The following is a 20,966-nucleotide window of genomic DNA, read 5'->3' as shown; positions in this document are numbered from 1 at the left end:
CTACCTCATTAATGCTGGAAATAATACTTGTTTTTTCATCACATCAAAAATTCCTCTTTGCGTAACCCTTACATATGGTAAGTGTGTTGCTTGAAGAAATAACAATGTGTAAATCGCATCCCCATGCTTAAATCCTCTATTAGCTAGTTCTTTTTTTAACACTAGCTCCTCTTCTATCAATTCTTCTACTGACTTATTAGAAAGTACCCCACCTATTGGGAGCTCAATAGAACAAATGACTTGTTCATCCTCTACAACGACAATTCCACCGTTCATTTTTTTTACTTCGCGAAAGGCTTGTTGCATGCTTTTCTTGTTCTTACCGATTAAAATAATATCTCCTGTATTAGAGTACGAGGAGGCGAAGCCCATTAAAGAAGTTGCAAAACCTTTAATAAGTGTGGATACCTTCCATTTCCCTTTACGGTCTATTAACAATAGAAAACTTTCGTCGTGATCTTTTGATAGCTCGATGTCGGTTGTATCAAATGAGATGGAATAGGGTTTAGTAATTACATCATTTACCATTTCTATTCCAAACGGTATCGAGAACTGAAAGTCTGCTTCTGATACATCAAACGACAAGTTTAAGTCTGGCATAGGAGACCAGTCAATTGGCTCTAATGCTCTAGTCTTTTGTTGCTCTTTCTTCAACCATACTCCTTTGGATAACACACTTAATGGGACAGGACTTTGCTCATCCTTTAAGAAATTGAGATTTGCAAAACGTCCCGTTGCAATTACGCCATGTAAATTGGACAAATTATAGTATTTCGCCACATTAAAGGATGCCATCAAATATGCATCTATCGGTTTCACTCCTGCATCTAGTGCGACTTGAATGCATTTATCCATAACTCCATCCACATGAAACGAAGGAGTTGCTCCATCTGTCGTCATCATTAAATGATCAAAAATATGAAGATCTTTTTCTAAAATATCCTTTAATAGTTGTGGTAAATCTGGACGTATCGACGAATGACGGAGTGTTACCGCATACCCATGAAGAATACGCCGCTCCACTTCTTCAATGGTCATCGCCTCATGATCTCCATCTGCTCCTAATAAACGCATCCTTGCAAGCGTGCGCTCAGAGGCTCCAGGAAAATGCCCTTCAATTTTCATACCATTTGTCTTAGCTTGCTGCAGCCAATAAAGCATTTGATCATCACCTGAAAGTAAGCGTGGCCAACCTGTCAACTCACCGCCCATTATGACATCATGACGCTTTATCCATTCTCCAACCGTTTTTGAAGTAAACAATTCTTCTTCATTCTCTAACTCCGTTTGAGAATCAAAACGTGCCCACCAATAAAAAGAAAATGGCCTTTTTTGTAGTTCATCTATTAATGAAAACGCTTTCTTATTTTCAAGCATCAAGAAAAATGTTAAGTTATCTGCGATAAATGTTGTCGTTCCTAATTGAGCAGCATAGTCTGCGAATGTTTGTGGATTATAAAGCTGGAATGGATGTACATGAGGCTCAATATAACCAGGTACTATTTTTTGACCTGTTGCATCATATACCTCTGTTTGTTCAGAAATTAATGGCATCTCAGAACCTGTATAAACAATTCGATCTTTTACAATCCAGATGTTTCCTGTAATCCATTTCTTTAAATGACTATGCAGAAACGTTGCATTAGTAATAACAATATCTGGTGACTGCGTTCCATTGACCACATCGAGCTGATGCCTTATTTCTTCAATCTTCCAAATGGGATATTGCATACCATCCATTCTCCTTTCATTTGTTTACTCATAAATCGATTTCATAATAGAGTATTTAGTAGTGAAATCCGAACAAAGTTGATATCCAATCCAATCAACGAAACCCACTTTGTTTCAGTAAATAATCGTATATAAAATCAACTTAACGTCTGGGTTATTTAATGATATCAGTAATTATGAAATTGACTCTCATAAAAATAATATTAGCATAGTGCTTTAGTAAAGCAAAGTATTGAATTTTAATTTCAAGGAAATCTTATAGAAAAATTAGGAAATTGGATCTTGAACCCACCACAAAAATAGGCAAAGAAAAACATGTCGTTTTTCTTTGCCTGTTCATCCATTATTGAAATGTACGCCAGCCAATATCTTTACGATAGAATAGACCATCCCATTCAAAATCAGCTAAGCCTTCATATACTTTTTGTTGTGCTTCCTTTAAAGTAGACTCGCTTGCTGCCACTAGGATGACACGCCCTCCATTAGCTATAAAGTCTTTGTCTTCTACTTTTGTCCCTGCGTGGAAAACATATAATCCTGCGCTAGTTAATGTAGTTAAATCTGGAAGCTTAGCTCCTTTTTTCACATCAGTCGGGTAACCCTCGGATGCGATTACAACACCAAGCATTGCTTCATTTGACCATGTTAATTCAAATGGTGTTTCATTCATTAAGGCTATCATGAACTTTCCAAAATCACTCGTCATTCGGGGCAATACTACTTGCGTCTCCGGGTCTCCGAAGCGCGCGTTGAACTCGATCACTTTTGGTCCTTCATTCGTCAAAATCAATCCTGCGTAAAGAATACCTGTAAAAGTGATTCCTTCTGCTGTCATTGCTTTCACAGTTGGAACTACGACTGTTTCGTACGCTCTGTCAACTATGTCCGATGAGATTTGTGGAACTGGTGAATAAGCACCCATTCCCCCTGTATTTGGTCCTTTATCGCCATCATAGGCACGCTTATGATCCTGTGCGATGACCATTGGATAAATTTGTCCTTTATGGACGAATGACATAAAAGAGAATTCTTCTCCGGCTAAAAACTCTTCAATAACTACTCGTGATGAGGACTCTCCGTATAACTGATTACCAATCATGTCTTCCACAGCTTGGTTTGCCTCTTCCACCGTCATGGCAACTACGACACCTTTACCAGCTGCAAGTCCATCTGCTTTTACAACGATTGGAGCTCCTAGCTTTTCAATATATGCTTTCGCACTAGCTACCTCTGTGAAAGTTTCATACGCAGCTGTAGGAATATTGTATTTATCCATAATTTCTTTTGCGAACGCCTTACTTCCTTCAATTTGAGCTGCTGCTTTTGTGGGACCAAATATTCGTAAACCTTCTGCTTCAAAATAATCTACGATGCCGGCTGCCAGTGGTTGCTCTGGTCCTACAAATGTTAAGTCAATGTTATTATCCTTTGCGAAGGTTGCCAGTTCTTCAAAAGCCAGCACATCAATGGGAACAATCTGAACATCCCTTGCTATGCCGTCATTACCAGGAGCTACAAATACGTTTTCAACTGATGGAGAATCAATGAATTGCTTGGCGATCGCATGCTCACGACCGCCACTACCAATTACGAGTATATTCATATAGAAATTCCTCCTTAGTGTTTGAAATGACGTACGCCAGTGAATACCATCGCAATGCCGTATTCATTCGCTTTGTCGATAGAATCTTGGTCTTTCACTGACCCACCTGTTTGAATAATAGCTGTAATACCTGCTTTAGCAGCTATCTCCACTGTATCGTTCATTGGGAAAAATGCATCTGAAGCAAGACCTGCTCCTAATGCACGTTGTCCCGCTTGCTCTAAAGCAATTTTAGCTGAGCCTACACGGTTCATCTGGCCTGCACCAACGCCAATGGTCATATCTTCAGTTGCTACTACAATTGCATTTGATTTTACGTGTTTAACAACACTCCAGCCTAGCTCTAATGCTTTCCATTCATCGGCAGTCGGCTCACGGTCCGTAACGACTTTTACATCTGCATCCTTTAACCCGAATGTATCAGGGGATTGAACAAGTAACCCACCTTCCACAGATACTGTATTCCACGCATCCTTTTTCGTTTGCTCATAAGAAATAGTCAAAAGGCGAATGTTCTTTTTCGCTGTCAGCATAGCAATTGCCTCATCTGAGAACGAAGGAGCAATAATAATTTCTAAGAAAATACCAGCTAATACTTTTGCAGTTGCTGCATCTACTTCACGATTTAAAGCAACAATCCCACCGAAAATAGACGTCGAATCTGCTTCATAGGCTTTGTTGAAAGCAGCCGAGATTGTTTCACCTGTCCCAACACCACAAGGGTTCATATGTTTTACCGCCACTGCAGCAGGTAGCTTGAATTCTTTTACGATTTGAATAGCAGCATTGGCATCTTGGATATTGTTATAAGAAAGCTCTTTACCATGCAATTGAGTGGCAGAAGCAATAGAGAAATCAGATCCAAGTGGTCGTTTGTAAAATGCTGCTTGTTGATGTGGGTTTTCACCATAACGTAAAGATTGCTTACGTTCGTATGTAAGTGTCAATAATTCTGGGAACTCTTCTCCAGTTAAATCAGTCATATAGCTAGCGATTAACGCATCGTACGCAGCTGTGTGACGGAATACTTTTGCAGCAAGCTTGCGGCGTGTTTCAAGTGTCGTTTCACCAGTCTCTTTTAACTGAGCAAGCACTTCATCATAATCAGAAGCATCTGTTACAACTGTTACGTACTGATGATTTTTTGCAGCAGAACGAAGCATTGATGGACCGCCGATATCAATATTTTCTATTGCATCTTCAAATGCTACATCTTGCTTAGAAATTGTTTCACGGAATGGATACAGGTTTACACATACTACTTGAATAGGAGTTATTTGATGTTCTTTTAGCTGTGCTTTGTGTGAAGGGTCGTCATGCTTTGCCAATAAACCACCATGTATCATTGGATTTAATGTTTTTACTCGACCATCCAAAATTTCTGGAAAGTTTGTTACTTGGTCTACCGAGGTAATAGCCACGCCATTTTGTTCCAAAAATGCTTTTGTTCCACCAGTCGATAAAATTTCATAGCCAAGTAGTTCCAACTCTTTTGCAAACTCGAGAATTCCTGATTTATCTGAAAGACTAATTAACGCACGTTTTGACACCATAATTCCTCCTTAAATTGGTAGATCTAGTTGTGTTCATCGCTGTTGAGAGATTAGTACTGAGATTCGAACTTAGTCGCATCCATATTAGTCTGATGTATGCTGCAGCCCTCGCTATTCAAGGCTACAACATAACAAAAAATGGATATATTCCCCATTACGCAAGTAAATCCTAGCTAAGAGCAAGTAACCGAATTTGAAGCGCAAATAACTTATGGAGTTAAGCAAGTAAAATTGTATACAACGCAAGTAACTGACATGTCAAAGCAATTAAGTAGGGATGAAAATGAGCTAATTGACGATAGATGATTACTCTTTACCTATACCGTTGTGTGCTGCCCTAATCTACTCATGAGTCCTCAGTATGTTTACTTATCTAAATGATTATTACTAAACAACTGTTGTAAAGCCTTCGGATACAACGCATGCTCTACCGCATGGATATGTTCCTCCGTTTGTTCTCTGTTTCCTTTTACTACTTCTACTGCTTGCTGAGCTATGATTGGTCCAGTATCCATTCCCGCGTCCACATAGTGAACCGTTACTCCGGTTACCTTCACTCCGTGCTCCATTGCTTGTCCAATGGCATCTTTCCCCGGAAATGCGGGTAGTAACGAAGGGTGGATATTGATAATTCGAGTGGGAAATGCTTCTAGTAAAACATCCCCGATTAGCCGCATATATCCAGCTAGGACAATCCACTCCACATTTAGCTCATTAAGCTTTTCTAAAATGGCATCTTCATAAGCTGCTTTTGAGGGAAAACTGGCTGGCTTAATAACGAGTGTTTCGATGCCTGCATCCTCTGCACGCTTTACTACAAAAGCACCCGGCTTATCGGTAACTACTAACACTGTCTCGCCAGCAAGATCCCCCTCCTGTATTGCATCATAAATAGCTTGAAAGTTCGTACCACTACCCGACGCAAACACAGCAAATTTCGTCACTTCAGTCATTACACTAAACTCCCGTCATGTGTTCCGTTGAAGATAACACCTTCACCTTTCACAACACGTCCAATTGTATATGCTTTTTCTCCATGAGCTTCGGCAATTGCAATCGCTTTTTCTGCTTCCTCTGCAGAAAGTGCAAGTACAAAGCCTACTCCCATATTAAAGACATTATATAAATCACGGTCCGCTAGCTCGCCTTTTTCCTTTAACAAATCAAATATAGGCAGCACTTTCCATGAACCAAGTTCAACTTCAACAGCTAAACCATCTGGCATCATACGGGGTAAATTTTCATAAAAGCCTCCACCCGTTACATGAGCCATCCCGTGAATAAAAAGCTCTTGATGCATTTCCATTACTGGCTTCGCATAAATTTTCGTAGGTGTTAAAAGGGCTTTCCCAATCTCACCTAAAGCTTCATAACCTTCTACGACATCACTTGGAGAGTAGCCCTGCTCTTCAAATACAATTTTACGTACAAGTGAATACCCATTCGAGTGAACACCGCTAGAAGCAATACCAACTAGCACATCTCCATCAGCAATATTTTCACCTGTTACGATTTTTGATTTTTCGCAAGCACCTACCGCAAATCCAGCAAGATCATACTCATCTTCCTCGTATAAACCTGGCATTTCTGCTGTTTCTCCACCGATTAATGCTGCTCCGGATTGCACACAACCGTCAGCCACACCTTTAACAATTTGTTCAATTCGTTCAGGGAACGCCTTACCTACCGCTACATAATCTAAGAAAAATAAAGGCTCTGCGCCCTGTGCAACGATATCATTGACACACATCGCCACACAGTCTACACCGATGGTATCGTGCGAGTCTGTCATAAATGCAAGCTTCAATTTTGTTCCAACACCATCTGTTCCAGAGATTAAAACAGGTTCTTTATAATTCAATGAAGATAAATCGAACATCCCACCGAAACCACCGAAAGTACCCATGATTCCTTTTCTAGCTGTACGCTCGACATGTGATTTCATTCTTTGCACGGCTTCATACCCTGCTTCAATATTCACGCCTGCTTTTTCATATGCCTTTGACATGTAAAATCCTCCTATCGAACAAGCTCTTTTTCATGTGGTAATTTCGTATCCGCGTAAATACTTGTCGGATATTCTCCAGTAAAGCATGCTAAACAATGCCCGCAATTTTTTTCAGCATCTGATCTTCCAATTGCCTCTACCATTCCTTCAACCGATAAGAATGTTAACGAGTCTGCTCCGATCAGTTCACGCATTTCGTCAATTGTATTGTTAGCTGCGATCAGTTCAGAATCCGAACTTATATCAATGCCATAAAAACATGGATTCTTTAAAGGTGGAGAGCTAATAACAACATGAACTTCCGTCGCTCCTGCTTCCTTCAACATTTTCACAATGCGACGAGAAGTAGTTCCACGAACAATTGAATCATCTACCATAACTACCCGTTTGCCATTCACAACCTGACGTACTGGTGAAAGCTTCATCTTGACACCACGCTCACGCAGGTCTTGTGATGGTTGGATAAATGTTCTGCCAACATAACGGTTTTTAATAAGACCAAGCTCATAAGGAATACCTGTTGCCTCAGAAAAACCAATGGCAGCAGAAATACTTGAATCTGGTACACCTGTTACAACGTCTGCATCAATAGATAATTCTTTTGCAAGTTGCTTACCAAGACGTTTTCTAGCCATATGAATATTAATACCATCAATATCTGAATCAGGACGGGAAAAGTAGACATACTCCATCGTACAAATAGCACGGTCTTTTTTTTCTACATAACGCTCTGAACGACAACCTTCTTCATTTATTACTAATAATTCACCAGGGTCAATCGAACGGACCAGCTCTGCACCAATTAAATCGAATGCACTTGTTTCAGATGCAACTACCCATGCACCGTCTAGCATCCCTAAAGAAAGAGGACGCATGCCCTGTGGATCCTGCGCTACATACATCGCATGCTCGGTCATGATAATAACAGCAAAAGCTCCATCTAATAAGCGTAATGCTTGTTTTGCACGATCTTCAAATGAAGCAAGATTACTTTTCTTCAATAAATGCGCAAGAACTTCTGTATCAGATGTAGTTTGGAAAATACTACCCTGCTGCTCTAAGTTACGTTTCAAACGTGTTGCATTTACGATATTCCCGTTGTGCGCAATCGCAAGGCCTCCAGTTGTCGAATTAAATAACAAAGGTTGAACATTTTCAATGCCAGAGCCACCAGAGGTAGCATAGCGGACATGCCCTATTGCAGCGTGTCCCTCTAATTTCTCTAGTTTGCCGTTATTAAATACATCGTTTACTAGACCTTCGCCTTTTACTGCACGTAGGTACTTGCCATCCGTCACGATAATTCCAGCACCTTCTTGACCTCTGTGTTGAAGTGCGTGTAATCCGTAATAAGTCATGGCTGCAGGATTTGGATGTCCCCATATCCCGAATACACCACATTCTTCGTTTAAGCCTCTGAGTTCAGCAAGCATGGTATTGCTCCTTTCCAAGCGGAACGGAATTCATCAACAGAACCGCTAATCCAAGTAGTTCCGTCTTCATGTGAGATTACTACATTATTAGAATCAGTTACTTTACCAATTTGTGCTGCGTCTGCTACGATTTCTTCAAACTTCTTAGCATGTTCAGGTTTTACCGTTACGATAAAGCGTGATTGAGATTCACTGAATAACGCACTTGTAGCCGATCCAGTAATTGTTACTTCTACTCCAAGACCAGTAGCACCGAAAGCTTTTTCAGCTAAAGCTACTGCAAATCCACCCTCCGAGATATCATGTGCAGACTGCACAATCCCAGATTTGATTGCTTTTAAAATAGCTTTTTGACGTGCTACTTCTACTTCTAAATCAATTGATGGTGCTTGTCCAAAAATACGTTTTTCTATTAATTTTTGAAGCTCAGATCCACCAAATTCTGTTTTTGTATCCCCAATTACATATACAATATCTCCAGTTTGTTTCACTGATTGGGTCGTTACATGTGCAAGGTCTTCTACAAGTCCAACCATGCCAATTGTTGGTGTTGGATAAACCGCAGTTCCACTACGTTCGTTATATAAAGATACATTCCCACCGATTACTGGTGATTCTAATGCGATACATGCCTCAGAAATACCGTCTGCAGATTTCTCAATTTGCCAGAAGATTTCTGGGTTCTCTGGGTTACCAAAGTTTAAGCAGTCCGTAATAGCAAGTGGTCTTGCACCTGAACAAACAACATTTCGAGCAGCTTCAGCTACTGCAATCTTACCGCCGACTACTGGGTCAAGATAGATATAACGAGAATTACAATCTGTTGTCATAGCTAGTCCTTTATTAGTCCCACGAACTCGAACTACCGCAGCATCCGAACCAGGTGTTACAACTGTACTTGTGCGTACCTGATAATCGTATTGATCATAAACCCATTCTTTAGAAGCTATTGTTGGTTGTTGAAGTAGGCTTAATAAAGTCTCTTTATAATCTGAAACTGCAGGCTCTACATTTTCCATCTCTTGGAATTCTGTATAGTAAGCAGGCACTGATGAGGGTTTATAGTAAACTGGTGCTTCTTCTGCAAGTGCATCTGCAGGTACATTTGCTACTATTTCTCCGTTATGAATTAAACGAAGCATTTTATCATTTGTAACTTTACCAACAGCTACACAATCTAGGTCATATTTTTCAAAGATTTTAACAATCTCATCTTCACGGCCTTTTTTCACAACGATTAGCATACGTTCCTGTGATTCAGAAAGCATCATTTCATAAGCTGTCATCCCAGTTTCACGCTGTGGTACGAAATCTAAGTTCATTTCTACACCGAAGCCAGCTTTGGATGCCATCTCAGCAGATGATGAGGTTAACCCAGCTGCTCCCATATCTTGAATACCGATTAAAGCATCTGATTTTATCACTTCTAAACAGGCTTCTAATAGAAGTTTCTCCATGAATGGATCTCCTACTTGAACAGCAGGACGCTTTTCTTCAGAAGCTTCAGTTAACTCTTCCGATGCGAATGTCGCTCCATGAATACCGTCACGTCCAGTTTTTGCACCAGCGTACATTACTGTGTTACCTTCACCAGCTGCAATCCCTTTTTGAATATCCTCATGATTGATCAGTCCTACACACATGGCATTAACAAGTGGATTTCCTTCGTAACAGTCGTCAAATTGAATTTCTCCGCCTACTGTTGGAATTCCGATACAGTTACCATAGCCAGCGATACCAGCTACTACCTCTTCAAACAAGTATTTCACACGCGGAGTCTTTAACTCTCCAAAACGAAGTGAATTAAGCATTGCAATTGGACGTGCTCCCATCGAGAAAACATCACGGATAATACCGCCAACGCCTGTTGCTGCTCCTTGATAAGGTTCAATCGCAGATGGATGATTATGAGACTCCATTTTGAATACGACTGCTTGACCATCGCCAATATCAACGATTCCAGCACCTTCACCCGGCCCTTGTAAAACATGTTCCCCTTTTGTAGGGAACTTACTTAAAACAGGTTTAGAGTTTTTATACGAACAATGCTCCGACCACATAACTGAAAATAAACCAGTTTCAGTATAGTTAGGTAGACGTCCTAGAATTTTCTCAACCATTTCAAATTCTGAATCGGACATTCCCATTTGAGCATATATTTTTTGTTCCTTAATTTGCGTTGGATTTGGTTCAAGCATGACTGACATGAGTTTCCCTCCACTGTTTTACTATTGATTTGAATAATGCTAGTCCATCCGAGCCACCCACAAGTTCATGTACAGCGCGCTCTGGATGAGGCATCATGCCAAGCACGTTTCCTTTTTCATTGATAATACCTGCAATATCCTCAATGCTTCCGTTTGGATTGTCTGTAGCGTATGTGAAAACGATTTGGTTATTATCTTTTAGTCTAGCAAGTGTTTCATCGTCGCAATAATAATTCCCCTCACCATGTGCGATTGGAATTTGAATTACTTCGTCTTTTTCATATCCAGCAGTAAACTGTGTTGCATTGTTTACTACTTTCAACTCAACGGAACGACACATGAATTTTAAGTTTTTATTACGTAGAAGGGCTCCGGGTAGTAACCCAGCTTCGGTCAACACCTGGAATCCGTTACAAATACCAAGAACTGGCTTGCCTGCTTCTGCTGCTTTAACTACCTCTGACATTACGTTAGATTGGTTAGCCATAGCTCCACAACGTAGGTAATCCCCATAAGAGAATCCTCCTGGCAATAAAATTCCATCAAATCCGCTTAAATCCTTCTCATCATGCCAAACGTATTCTACTTCTTCCCCAAGCTCGTCTTTGATCGCGTGATACATATCTAAATCACAGTTCGATCCTGGAAATACGATTACTGCAAACTTCATTTGCTTACAGCCTCCTCAACTTCATAGCGATAGTCTTCGATTACTGTATTCGTTAGAAGTTTTTCACACATTTCTTTAACTACTGTATCTATATCACGAGTTCCTTCTTCTATTTGAAGCTCTAAAAATTTTCCGATACGAACATCCTTCACTTCGTTATATTCCATTGAGTGAAGAGCCCCCATAACTGCAGAACCTTGTGGATCTAAAACACTTTCACGTAACGTCACATACACTTTAACTTTTTTCATTTGGATAATCCTCCTAGGCGGGAAAGTATTATTTCATAAACTTCTGTTAAGCTTCCTAAATTACGTCTAAACACATCTTTGTCTAGTTTGTTATTTGTTTTGTCGTCCCACAATCTACAAGTGTCGGGAGAAATTTCATCAGCAAGTAGAATTTCACCATTTGCTGTTTTTCCGAACTCTAATTTAAAATCGACTAGGGTAACACCTATTTCTTTGAAGATGGGCTGAAGCACTTGATTGATTTCCAGTGCCTGTGATTGAAGTGTTTCTATTTCCTCTGGTGTAGCAAGTGCTAGTAATTCTATATGAGCATTTGTAAGTAGTGGATCTCCAAGCTCATCATCCTTATAATAAAATTCAACGATGGTGTACTTTAACGGTGTTCCTTCTTCCATTCCTAATCTCTTTGATAGACTACCAGCTGCAATATTACGGACTACTACTTCAAGTGGAATGATATCCACTTTGCGAACAAGTTGCTCATTGTCTGAGATCTTCTCAACAAAGTGGGATTCAATTCCTTTGCTTTTTAGTTGCTCGAAAAGGATCGTTGTAATTTTATTGTTTAAAATACCTTTTCCATCGATGTTTTCCTTTTTCTCACCGTTAAATGCAGTAGCACTGTCCTTATAGGATACAAACAAAATATTTTCATCTTCTGTTTCGAATAATTGTTTTGCTTTACCTTCGTATAATAGGCGACCTTTTTCCACTGTCAATTCCCCCTAATCAATCTAAAGCTTAGTTAAGTCCTAAACGTTCAAAAATCATGTCTACATGCTGAATGTGATAGTTGTAGTCAAAGCAATCATCTAACTCTTCTTTTGTTAATAAAGAAGTAACTTGCTCATTTGCATCCACAAAAGTGCGGAAAGCAGTTTGAGATTCCCATGCTTGCATTGCAAGAGGTTGTACAGTGTCGTATGCTGTTTCACGAGCTAAGCCTTTGTCGATTAATGCAAGTAACACACGTTGTGAGTAGATTAATCCAAGAGTAGAATCCATATTGCGTTTCATATTCTCTGGGAAGACAGTTAAGTTTTTCACGATATTCCCAAAGCGGTTTAACATATAGTTAAGAGCAATCGTTGCATCTGGTAAAATAACACGTTCTGCAGATGAATGGGAAATATCTCTTTCATGCCATAATGCTACGTTTTCATATGCTGTCATCATGTAACCACGGATAAGTCTTGATAGTCCAACCATATTTTCCGATCCAATTGGATTACGTTTATGCGGCATAGCAGATGAACCTTTTTGACCTTTTGAGAAGAACTCCTCTACTTCACGCGTTTCTGATTTTTGCAGACCACGAATTTCAGTAGCAAATTTTTCAATAGAAGTAGCAACTAATGCTATAACACTTAAGTATTGTGCATGACGATCACGTTGTAATGTTTGAGTAGAAATTGGTGATGCGGCTAAACCTAATTTTTCACAAACATATTGCTCTACAAATGGATCAATATTGGCATATGTTCCAACAGCACCTGACATTTTACCTGTTTCAATTACCTTTGCTGCAGCTTCAAAACGTTCTAGGTTACGTTTCATTTCCTCTGTCCATAGAGCTAGCTTTAATCCGAAAGTGGTTGGTTCTGCATGAACTCCATGCGTACGCCCCATCATTACTGTGTATTTATGTTCTTTTGCTTTGTTCTCTAAAATTTCGATAAAGTTTTCAATATCTTTACGTAAAACAACGTTTGCTTGTTTGATGATATAAGAAAGAGCTGTATCTACTACGTCAGTAGAAGTAAGACCATAATGTACCCATTTGCGCTCTTCTCCTAATGTTTCTGATACTGCACGAGTGAAAGCCACTACATCATGTCTTGTTTCTTTTTCAATTTCTAAAATGCGTTCTACATCAAAGGAAGCATTTTTACGAAGAAGAACTGTATCTTCTTTTGGAATATCTCCAATTTCAGCCCAAGCCTCACAAGCTAGGATTTCTACTTCTAACCATGCATTGTATTTATTTTGTTCTGTCCAAATTGCTCCCATTTCTGGGCGGGTATAACGTTCTATCATTTAATTTCCTCCTAGTTTATAACCAAATTTTAGATTGTTCTATTTCCTTTAATGTCTGCTCTACATCTGTTGATAGGATTGTTACATGCCCCATCTTTCTATTCTCTTTCGCTTCGCTTTTGCCGTATAGATGAACCGACCAATTTGGATATTTGGCAAGATTATTTGTTAGAGGTATCACATGCTGGCCTAATATATTCACCATTACTGTTTCTGTCCAAAGCTTTGGCTTTCTTAGTGGCCATCCGCAGATAGCTCTAACATGCTGATGGAATTGAGAGATATTACAAGTTTCGATTGAGTAGTGACCTGAATTATGTGGTCTCGGTGCTAATTCGTTTATTAATAGTTCATTATTCTCTAAAACAAACATTTCAACCGCAAGTGTACCTATTAAATTTAGACGGTTGGCAATTTTTTCAGCGGACTCTATAGCTTTTGTAGAAAGTGATTCATCAATACGAGCTGGCACAATTGTTTCATGCAAAATATGATTTACATGAATATTTTCACCAATCGGTAAGCAATATGTGTCACCACTTCCATTACGCTGTACAATGACAGATATTTCCTTCGTAAATGGAACAAACGCTTCTGCGATACAAGCCGAATGAGCAAACAAAGATTTTGCTAAAGGTAGTTGATCTTTTGTTTGAATTATTTGCTGCCCTTTGCCGTCATATCCTCCACGAGAGGTCTTAACTACACATGGAAAGCCTACTTTATCAATTCTTTGCTCTAACTCTTCATACGTAATAGCTTCGACAAATTTCGCAATAGGAACACCAGCTGACTGGATTTCTTTTTTTTCAAGAATACGATCTTGAGTGATTCTCACTAATTCCGCTCCTTGAGGAACATACGCAATTTCTGATAGTCTCTTTAATCCAGCATAATCAATATTTTCAAACTCATAAGTTATGACATCGCTGACCTCTGCTAACTCCTCTAACGCAGTCTCATCATTGTACGGGGCAACAATTTGTATATCGGAAACTTGTCCACAAGGTGAATCTATCGTAGGATCTAAAACCGCTACCTTAAATCCAGCTTCCTTTGCAGCTAGTGCCATCATTCTACCAAGCTGCCCGCCACCAATAATTCCTATCGTCTGTCCTGGATAAATTACTTTTGTCATTGAAGTTCACCATTGCTTTCAAATACTTTGTTTTTCGTATCTTCTCTTCGCTTTTCAAGACGTTCTGCTAACTCATGATCTAGGATAGAAAGGATTTGAGCGGCAAGTAATCCTGCATTTGTAGCTCCAGCCTTTCCTATTGCAACAGTTGCCACCGGTACCCCACCTGGCATTTGAACAATCGATAATAATGAATCTAATCCGTTTAGTGCTTTAGATTGAACTGGCACCCCGATAACTGGAAGTATTGTCTTGGCTGCAACCATACCTGGTAAATGTGCTGCACCTCCAGCTCCTGCAATAATCACCTGTATTCCACGTGATCTTGCTTCCTCTGCATATTCAAACATTAAGTCTGGTGTTCGATGTGCAGATACTACTCGTTTTTCATAAGGTATATGAAGCTCCTCAAGAATCTCGCAGCTATATTTCATTGTCTCCCAGTCACTAGAGCTACCCATTATCACACCAATTTTTGTATTCAAAATTTATCGTCCCTTCTGTCAAATTCACCTTGGCATCGAAACTAAAACTCAGGCGATTACATCGAGCTTAATGGATTAACCTAAGGCATAAATGTTGTAAGCATAAAAAATTCCCCAAATAAACTACTCTCTCTATGAAAGAAAAGCAGTTTACTTAGGGAACATAATTGCCCAGTTTGTGTCGGAAATAACATAAACAAACACATCCTTTTGCAGTATCCATAAGTCGCTTTCCCTCATAGTCCAGTCATTACGGTGACTTGGTAGAGACGCTAAAGCCAATCCTTTAGCATATATGGGGATATAATCGTCTATTTCTATTCATATTTTAACAACTTAAATGGAGAACGTCAATGCTTAAATACGAACGATTAATTTTCAGAAAACTTTAATGTTCGGTTTTAGGTCGTTTTTTCACTACTTTAATTCTTTAATTCCCTTTAACATTATTAATTGTCTAACAGGAACAGGTTGACCGTCAACCTCTGCAAAAAGCGGCTCCTCTCTCCGCCCTGCAATCTGGAAGCCATCTTTAGTCATTCTTTCTATACACTCAGTAATAGTTTCATTCTCTTCTACTTCAAACCATTTTGTTTCTTTCTTCATTTAAATAATTTCCCTTTCTTCACTGATTTTACCCAAAATCCGCCGTGAATCGTTTTAGCTTCGTATGAGATAATAAAAATTTTCGGATCAAGTTCTTTTAGTCTCAAATATAACTTTAACTCATATCTACGTGGAGTTAAGATTTGAAGAGCTTGTCTATTCCCTTCACGACCATTTGCTTGCCAATCAGTCACGCCATATCCTTCTACTCTTAAAATTTCCGGTAAATTTAAATCCATTTCGGTAGAAATTGCATTAACCATAATATACCCAAGCGCCATTTTTTCTTCAATCTTCGTTCCGATAATAACCCCAGTGCCATACCCTACTGCATAAGCAACCAAATTTTGAATCTCATTTAAGTTATCTAAAACTAGACCTAATCCTACTATATAAATTACCACTTCTACCATGCTTATTAGTGCAGCGACATAGCGGTATCCCTTTAATGTAAGAATCATTCGCAAAGTAAAGAAAGTGACATAGACAATATTTATAGAAAAGATAATGACAACCATTAAGATCGCAGATGAATCCATCCAATCAACTCCTAATATATATGTTTTATATTGTTCTTCATTATCGCATATAGTGACACAATTTCAAGGAATTCAAGCTTATAACTAGAGCTTTACATTATAAGAATAGCATAAACGCCTATGCACCCCTCCAACAACACTCTTCTGCGCAAGAGCACACACTGGAATAATTTTACTTAAAAGTGTCTTTTGCTTTGCTTATCCTGAAAGCTAGACAGATAATGAGTAAAAAACTTAAACATTCTAATCTTTTTAGAAAAGCAAAATCCTTCTTTATATTACTTGGCAATTTTTAAATATCTATTAAATTAAAGTTTCCTATTATCTTGATGACAAATAGCATAAAATATAGTACAATACACTAATTGAGTGAAGCGTTAAAGTGTAAGAATAGTTATACTCTTATTTCATGAATATTTGTAGAAAATATCATCAATTTCTAAATAGGGGGATCAGTCAATGCATGGACAATTTAGGAAAAGATATACGCAAACAACACAAGAACAAAAGATGTATGCAGTACAAGAAGTACTTAAAAATGGACGAGGACGCAAAGAGCTAGCAGAAGAATTGAATGTGAGTGTCAATTCAATCACGACATGGATAAGAAAGTTTAAAGAAACTGGGAAAAATGGTATCACCTCCTATTCACAAGACGAAATAATGCGTCTTAAAGAGATTGAAAAAAAGTACAATGAACAGAAAGAAATGGAGTCACTAAAAAAACTCCCCATTTATATACACGTGAAAAAACTACCGTATCCCAAAAAGGTAAAGAAGCTATGAATATTTCTTAATTTATCTTTACATAAAAGTCCTTTGTTTATCTTAAACAGAGTAGACAAGTTAGAAATGAATGAAGTTTTCTCCCTACGAGCGTGCTAATACTGCTCTTAACCGAGACTGAGCATCGAAATTTTCTACTCTCTTTCCAACAATTCATAAAAAAAGTCGTTACCGAGATAACTCGGTAACGACTTTTTCTTTGGTGCCCAGCACGTCCTACTCTCACAGGGGGAGACCCCCAACTACCATCGGCGCAAGAGCTTTACTTCCGTGTCCGGGACTGCGAAAGCAGATGGGCGGCAGATATTTCTTCGTCAGCCCCACTCGTCCAATTCTCGCGTATGTTATACGCTCCGAGTCTCTCTCACTTGCTTCCTTGAACTCTTTGCCCCTCTACTTTCTCGCATACTTTCTTATAGAGATAGACTACCTACGGCTTATTTTTTAACACAAAAAAGCCGCTACCAATTACTCGGTAACGACTTTTCTTTGGTGCCCAGCGACGTCCTACTCTCACAGGGGGAGACCCCCAACTACCATCGGCGCTGAAGAGCTTAACTTCCGTGTTCGGTATGGGAACGGGTGTGACCTCTTCGCCATCATCACTAGACTCTTCGGCTTTCAATACACATCGTACTTCTTCGTCAACTGCATTCGTTCGGTCAGTCACATACGTTAGTATGTTCCTTTCCTCTCTCAATTGTTTCCTCGAATTACTCGTGTCTTGAAACCCTCGTATAAATAGAGTGTTTGTTCACTCAAAACTGGATAAACGACATTGTTACGATAAACAAATTTGGTTAAGTCCTCGATCGATTAGTATTCGTCAGCTGCACGTGTCGCCACGCTTCCACCCCGAACCTATCTACCTCATCGTCTTTGAGGGATCTTACTTACTTGCGTAATGGGAAATCTCATCTTGAGGGGGGCTTCGTGCTTAGATGCTTTCAGCACTTATCCCGTCCACACATAGCTACCCAGCGATGCTCTTGGCAGAACAACTGGTACACCAGCGGTGTGTCCATCCCGGTCCTCTCGTACTAAGGACAGCTCCTCTCAAATTTCCTACGCCCACGACGGATAGGGACCGAACTGTCTCACGACGTTCTGAACCCAGCTCGCGTACCGCTTTAATGGGCGAACAGCCCAACCCTTGGGACCGACTACAGCCCCAGGATGCGATGAGCCGACATCGAGGTGCCAAACCTCCCCGTCGATGTGGACTCTTGGGGGAGATAAGCCTGTTATCCCCGGGGTAGCTTTTATCCGTTGAGCGATGGCCCTTCCATGCGGAACCACCGGATCACTAAGCCCGTCTTTCGACCCTGCTCGACTTGTAGGTCTCGCAGTCAAGCTCCCTTCTGCCTTTACACTCTTCGAATGATTTCCAACCATTCTGAGGGAACCTTTGGGCGCCTCCGTTACACTTTAGGAGGCGACCGCCCCAGTCAAACTACCCGCCTGACACTGTCTCCTACCCGGGTTACGGGTATGGGTTAGAATTTCAATACAACCAGGGCAGTATCCCACCGACGCCTCCTCCGAAGCTGGCGCTCCGGGCTCTATGGCTCCTGCCTATCCTGTACAAGTTGCACCAAAATTCAATATCAAGCTATAGTAAAGCTCCACGGGGTCTTTCCGTCCTGTCGCGGGTAACCTGCATCTTCACAGGTACTATAATTTCACCGAGTCTCTCGTTGAGACAGTGCCCAGATCGTTACGCCTTTCGTGCGGGTCGGAACTTACCCGACAAGGAATTTCGCTACCTTAGGACCGTTATAGTTACGGCCGCCGTTTACTGGGGCTTCAATTCGCACCTTCGCTTGCGCTAAGCACTCCTCTTAACCTTCCAGCACCGGGCAGGCGTCAGCCCCTATACTTCACCTTACGGTTTTGCAGAGACCTGTGTTTTTGCTAAACAGTCGCCTGGGCCTATTCACTGCGGCTCTTCAAGGCTATTCACCCTAAAGAGCACCCCTTCTCCCGAAGTTACGGGGTCATTTTGCCGAGTTCCTTAACGAGAGTTCTCTCGCTCACCTTAGGATTCTCTCCTCGACTACCTGTGTCGGTTTGCGGTACGGGCACCTATCACCTCGCTAGAGGCTTTTCTTGGCAGTGTGAAATCAGGAACTCCGGACATACGTCCTCGCCATCACAGCTCAATGTTATAGAATGCGGATTTGCCTACATTCACACCTTACTGCTTGGACATGCATAACCAACAGCATGCTTACCCTATCCTTCTGCGTCCCCCCATTACTCAAACGGTGGTTTGGTGGTACAGGAATATCAACCTGTTATCCATCGCCTACGCCTATCGGCCTCGGCTTAGGTCCCGACTAACCCTGAGCGGACGAGCCTTCCTCAGGAAACCTTAGTCATACGGTGGACGGGATTCTCACCCGTCTTTCGCTACTCATACCGGCATTCTCACTTCTAAGCGCTCCACCAGTCCTTCCGGTCTGACTTCAACGCCCTTAGAACGCTCTCCTACCACTGATACCAAAGGTATCAATCCACAGCTTCGGTGATTTGTTTAGCCCCGATACATTTTCGGCGCAGCGTCACTCGACCAGTGAGCTATTACGCACTCTTTAAATGATGGCTGCTTCTAAGCCAACATCCTGGTTGTCTAAGCAACGCCACATCCTTTTCCACTTAACAAATACTTTGGGACCTTAGCTGGTGGTCTGGGCTGTTTCCCTCTTGACTACGGATCTTATCACTCGCAGTCTGACTCCCAAACATAAATCATTGGCATTCGGAGTTTGTCTGAATTCGGTAACCCGGGATGGGCCCCTAGTCCAAACAGTGCTCTACCTCCAAGATTCTAACGTTTGAGGCTAGCCCTAAAGCTATTTCGGAGAGAACCAGCTATCTCCAGGTTCGATTGGAATTTCTCCGCTACCCACACCTCATCCCCGCACTTTTCAACGTGCGTGGGTTCGGACCTCCAGTAAGTGTTACCTTACCTTCATCCTGGACATGGGTAGATCACCTGGTTTCGGGTCTACGACCACATACTCATTCGCCCTATTCAGACTCGCTTTCGCTGCGGCTCCGTCTTCTCAACTTAACCTTGCATGTAATCGTAACTCGCCGGTTCATTCTACAAAAGGCACGCTATCACCCATTAACGGGCTCTAACTACTTGTAGGCACACGGTTTCAGGATCTATTTCACTCCCCTTCCGGGGTGCTTTTCACCTTTCCCTCACGGTACTGGTTCACTATCGGTCACTAGGTAGTATTTAGCCTTGGGAGATGGTCCTCCCGGATTCCGACGGAATTTCACGTGTTCCGCCGTACTCAGGATACACTCAAGAGAGAATGAATTTTGGACTACGGGGCTTTTACCCTATCCTGCGGACCTTTCCAGATCGCTTCGTCTAACTCATTCCTTTGTAACTCTATGTAGAGTGTCCTACAACCCCAAGAGGCAAGCCTCTTGGTTTGGGCTATTCCCGTTTCGCTCGCCGCTACTCAGGGAATCGATTTTTCTTTCTCTTCCTCCAGGTACTTAGATGTTTCAGTTCCCTGGGTGTGTCTCAGATGCGCTATGTATTCACGCAAATGTACTGCTCCATTACGAACAGTGGGTTTCCCCATTCGGAAATCTCCGGATCAAAGCTCACTTACAGCTCCCCGAAGCATATCGGTGTTAGTGCCGTCCTTCGTCGACTCCTAGTGCCAAGGCATTCACCGTGCGCCCTTATTAACTTAACCTAAAAGTTAAAAAGTCTTACACGTCATGATTACGTAAATAATCACAACAGAATTTCTTGTTGTTTATTGTTTCAATGTCGTTTTATCCAGTTTTCAAAGAACAAATTTCGAATCTTCATATAAAATGAACATTCAAAACTGAACTGCAAAACGTTAAGATACAGATAAAGATCTGTATTCCGATATTATCCTTA

Annotated in this window: 16 protein-coding genes, 2 rRNA genes and 1 riboswitch; of the genes, 1 reads left to right on the top strand and 17 read right to left on the bottom strand. The window is 40.8% G+C overall.

Going from position 1 to position 20,966, the window contains the following annotated elements; all coding sequences use genetic code 11:
* The 15 genes from MKY37_RS14525 to MKY37_RS14455 all read right to left on the bottom strand — a co-directional run bounded on the left by MKY37_RS14525 (window position 1) and on the right by MKY37_RS14455 (window position 16,261).
* A complete protein-coding gene (locus MKY37_RS14525; RefSeq protein ID WP_340778227.1) occupies window positions 1-1,731 on the bottom strand; it encodes an adenine deaminase C-terminal domain-containing protein in 1,731 nt (576 codons plus the stop codon).
* A 343-nt stretch (window positions 1,732-2,074) separates the two neighbouring features.
* On the bottom strand, window positions 2,075-3,334 hold the full coding sequence (gene purD, locus MKY37_RS14520) for a phosphoribosylamine--glycine ligase (RefSeq protein WP_340778224.1): 1,260 nt from the start codon (window positions 3,332-3,334) through the stop codon (window positions 2,075-2,077).
* A gap of 14 nt (window positions 3,335-3,348) precedes the next feature.
* Window positions 3,349-4,884, bottom strand: coding sequence for a bifunctional phosphoribosylaminoimidazolecarboxamide formyltransferase/IMP cyclohydrolase (gene purH / locus MKY37_RS14515; RefSeq protein WP_340778223.1), 1,536 nt, complete (start codon window positions 4,882-4,884; stop codon window positions 3,349-3,351).
* A 368-nt stretch (window positions 4,885-5,252) separates the two neighbouring features.
* Window positions 5,253-5,840 carry a phosphoribosylglycinamide formyltransferase gene (purN, locus tag MKY37_RS14510; RefSeq protein WP_340778220.1) on the bottom strand — a complete coding sequence of 196 codons (588 nt, stop codon included), beginning with the start codon at window positions 5,838-5,840 and terminating at the stop codon, window positions 5,253-5,255.
* Window positions 5,840-6,895 carry a phosphoribosylformylglycinamidine cyclo-ligase gene (gene purM / locus MKY37_RS14505; protein WP_340778218.1) on the bottom strand — a complete coding sequence of 352 codons (1,056 nt, stop codon included), beginning with the start codon at window positions 6,893-6,895 and terminating at the stop codon, window positions 5,840-5,842. Before purM ends, purN begins: the two co-directional genes overlap by 1 nt.
* A gap of 11 nt (window positions 6,896-6,906) precedes the next feature.
* Complete coding sequence (gene purF, locus MKY37_RS14500) at window positions 6,907-8,328, bottom strand: amidophosphoribosyltransferase (RefSeq protein ID WP_340778216.1); 1,422 nt, start codon at window positions 8,326-8,328, stop codon at window positions 6,907-6,909.
* On the bottom strand, window positions 8,304-10,535 hold the full coding sequence (purL, locus tag MKY37_RS14495) for a phosphoribosylformylglycinamidine synthase subunit PurL (protein WP_340778214.1): 2,232 nt from the start codon (window positions 10,533-10,535) through the stop codon (window positions 8,304-8,306). The genes purF and purL overlap by 25 nt, the downstream gene beginning before the upstream one ends.
* Window positions 10,519-11,205, bottom strand: coding sequence for a phosphoribosylformylglycinamidine synthase subunit PurQ (purQ, locus tag MKY37_RS14490; protein ID WP_340778212.1), 687 nt, complete (start codon window positions 11,203-11,205; stop codon window positions 10,519-10,521). The genes purL and purQ overlap by 17 nt, the downstream gene beginning before the upstream one ends.
* The gene (purS, locus tag MKY37_RS14485) at window positions 11,202-11,456 is read right to left on the bottom strand and encodes a phosphoribosylformylglycinamidine synthase subunit PurS (protein ID WP_340778210.1); all 255 of its coding nucleotides are present in this window, start codon (window positions 11,454-11,456) and stop codon (window positions 11,202-11,204) included. The genes purQ and purS overlap by 4 nt, the downstream gene beginning before the upstream one ends.
* Window positions 11,453-12,169, bottom strand: a complete 717-nt coding sequence (gene purC, locus MKY37_RS14480; RefSeq protein ID WP_340778208.1) for a phosphoribosylaminoimidazolesuccinocarboxamide synthase — start codon at window positions 12,167-12,169, stop codon at window positions 11,453-11,455. Before purC ends, purS begins: the two co-directional genes overlap by 4 nt.
* Before the next feature lie 28 nt (window positions 12,170-12,197).
* Window positions 12,198-13,493: an adenylosuccinate lyase gene (purB, locus tag MKY37_RS14475; RefSeq protein WP_340778206.1), complete on the bottom strand. Its 1,296-nt coding sequence runs from the start codon at window positions 13,491-13,493 to the stop codon at window positions 12,198-12,200.
* Between the two features lie 16 nt (window positions 13,494-13,509).
* Window positions 13,510-14,631: a 5-(carboxyamino)imidazole ribonucleotide synthase gene (purK, locus tag MKY37_RS14470; protein WP_340778204.1), complete on the bottom strand. Its 1,122-nt coding sequence runs from the start codon at window positions 14,629-14,631 to the stop codon at window positions 13,510-13,512.
* Window positions 14,628-15,116 (bottom strand): 5-(carboxyamino)imidazole ribonucleotide mutase, encoded by a 489-nt coding sequence (gene purE, locus MKY37_RS14465; RefSeq protein WP_340778203.1) that lies wholly within the window; start codon window positions 15,114-15,116, stop codon window positions 14,628-14,630. The genes purK and purE overlap by 4 nt, the downstream gene beginning before the upstream one ends.
* A 219-nt stretch (window positions 15,117-15,335) precedes the next feature.
* Window positions 15,336-15,435, bottom strand: a riboswitch (purine riboswitch).
* A 98-nt stretch (window positions 15,436-15,533) separates the two neighbouring features.
* The gene (locus tag MKY37_RS14460; protein ID WP_340778201.1) at window positions 15,534-15,722 is read right to left on the bottom strand and encodes an NETI motif-containing protein; all 189 of its coding nucleotides are present in this window, start codon (window positions 15,720-15,722) and stop codon (window positions 15,534-15,536) included.
* Window positions 15,719-16,261 carry a DUF2179 domain-containing protein gene (locus MKY37_RS14455; protein WP_340778199.1) on the bottom strand — a complete coding sequence of 181 codons (543 nt, stop codon included), beginning with the start codon at window positions 16,259-16,261 and terminating at the stop codon, window positions 15,719-15,721. The genes MKY37_RS14460 and MKY37_RS14455 overlap by 4 nt, the downstream gene beginning before the upstream one ends.
* Window positions 16,262-16,720: 459 nt before the next feature.
* Between MKY37_RS14455 and MKY37_RS14450 the strand changes: the two genes are divergently transcribed.
* A complete protein-coding gene (locus tag MKY37_RS14450; RefSeq protein WP_340778197.1) occupies window positions 16,721-17,047 on the top strand; it encodes a transposase in 327 nt (108 codons plus the stop codon).
* A gap of 494 nt (window positions 17,048-17,541) precedes the next feature.
* Here MKY37_RS14450 and rrf read toward each other — a convergent pair.
* Together rrf and MKY37_RS14440 are read right to left on the bottom strand one after the other, a co-directional pair.
* Window positions 17,542-17,657, bottom strand: a 5S ribosomal RNA gene (gene rrf / locus MKY37_RS14445).
* A gap of 186 nt (window positions 17,658-17,843) precedes the next feature.
* Window positions 17,844-20,772 (bottom strand): 23S ribosomal RNA (locus tag MKY37_RS14440).
* Window positions 20,773-20,966 lie beyond the last annotated feature (194 nt).

This window comes from Psychrobacillus sp. FSL K6-2836, assembly GCF_038003085.1.
Lineage (GTDB): Bacteria > Bacillota > Bacilli > Bacillales_A > Planococcaceae > Psychrobacillus.
Note: the sequence above shows the minus strand (reverse complement) of the source record. Positions and strands in the feature narration are given on the sequence as shown.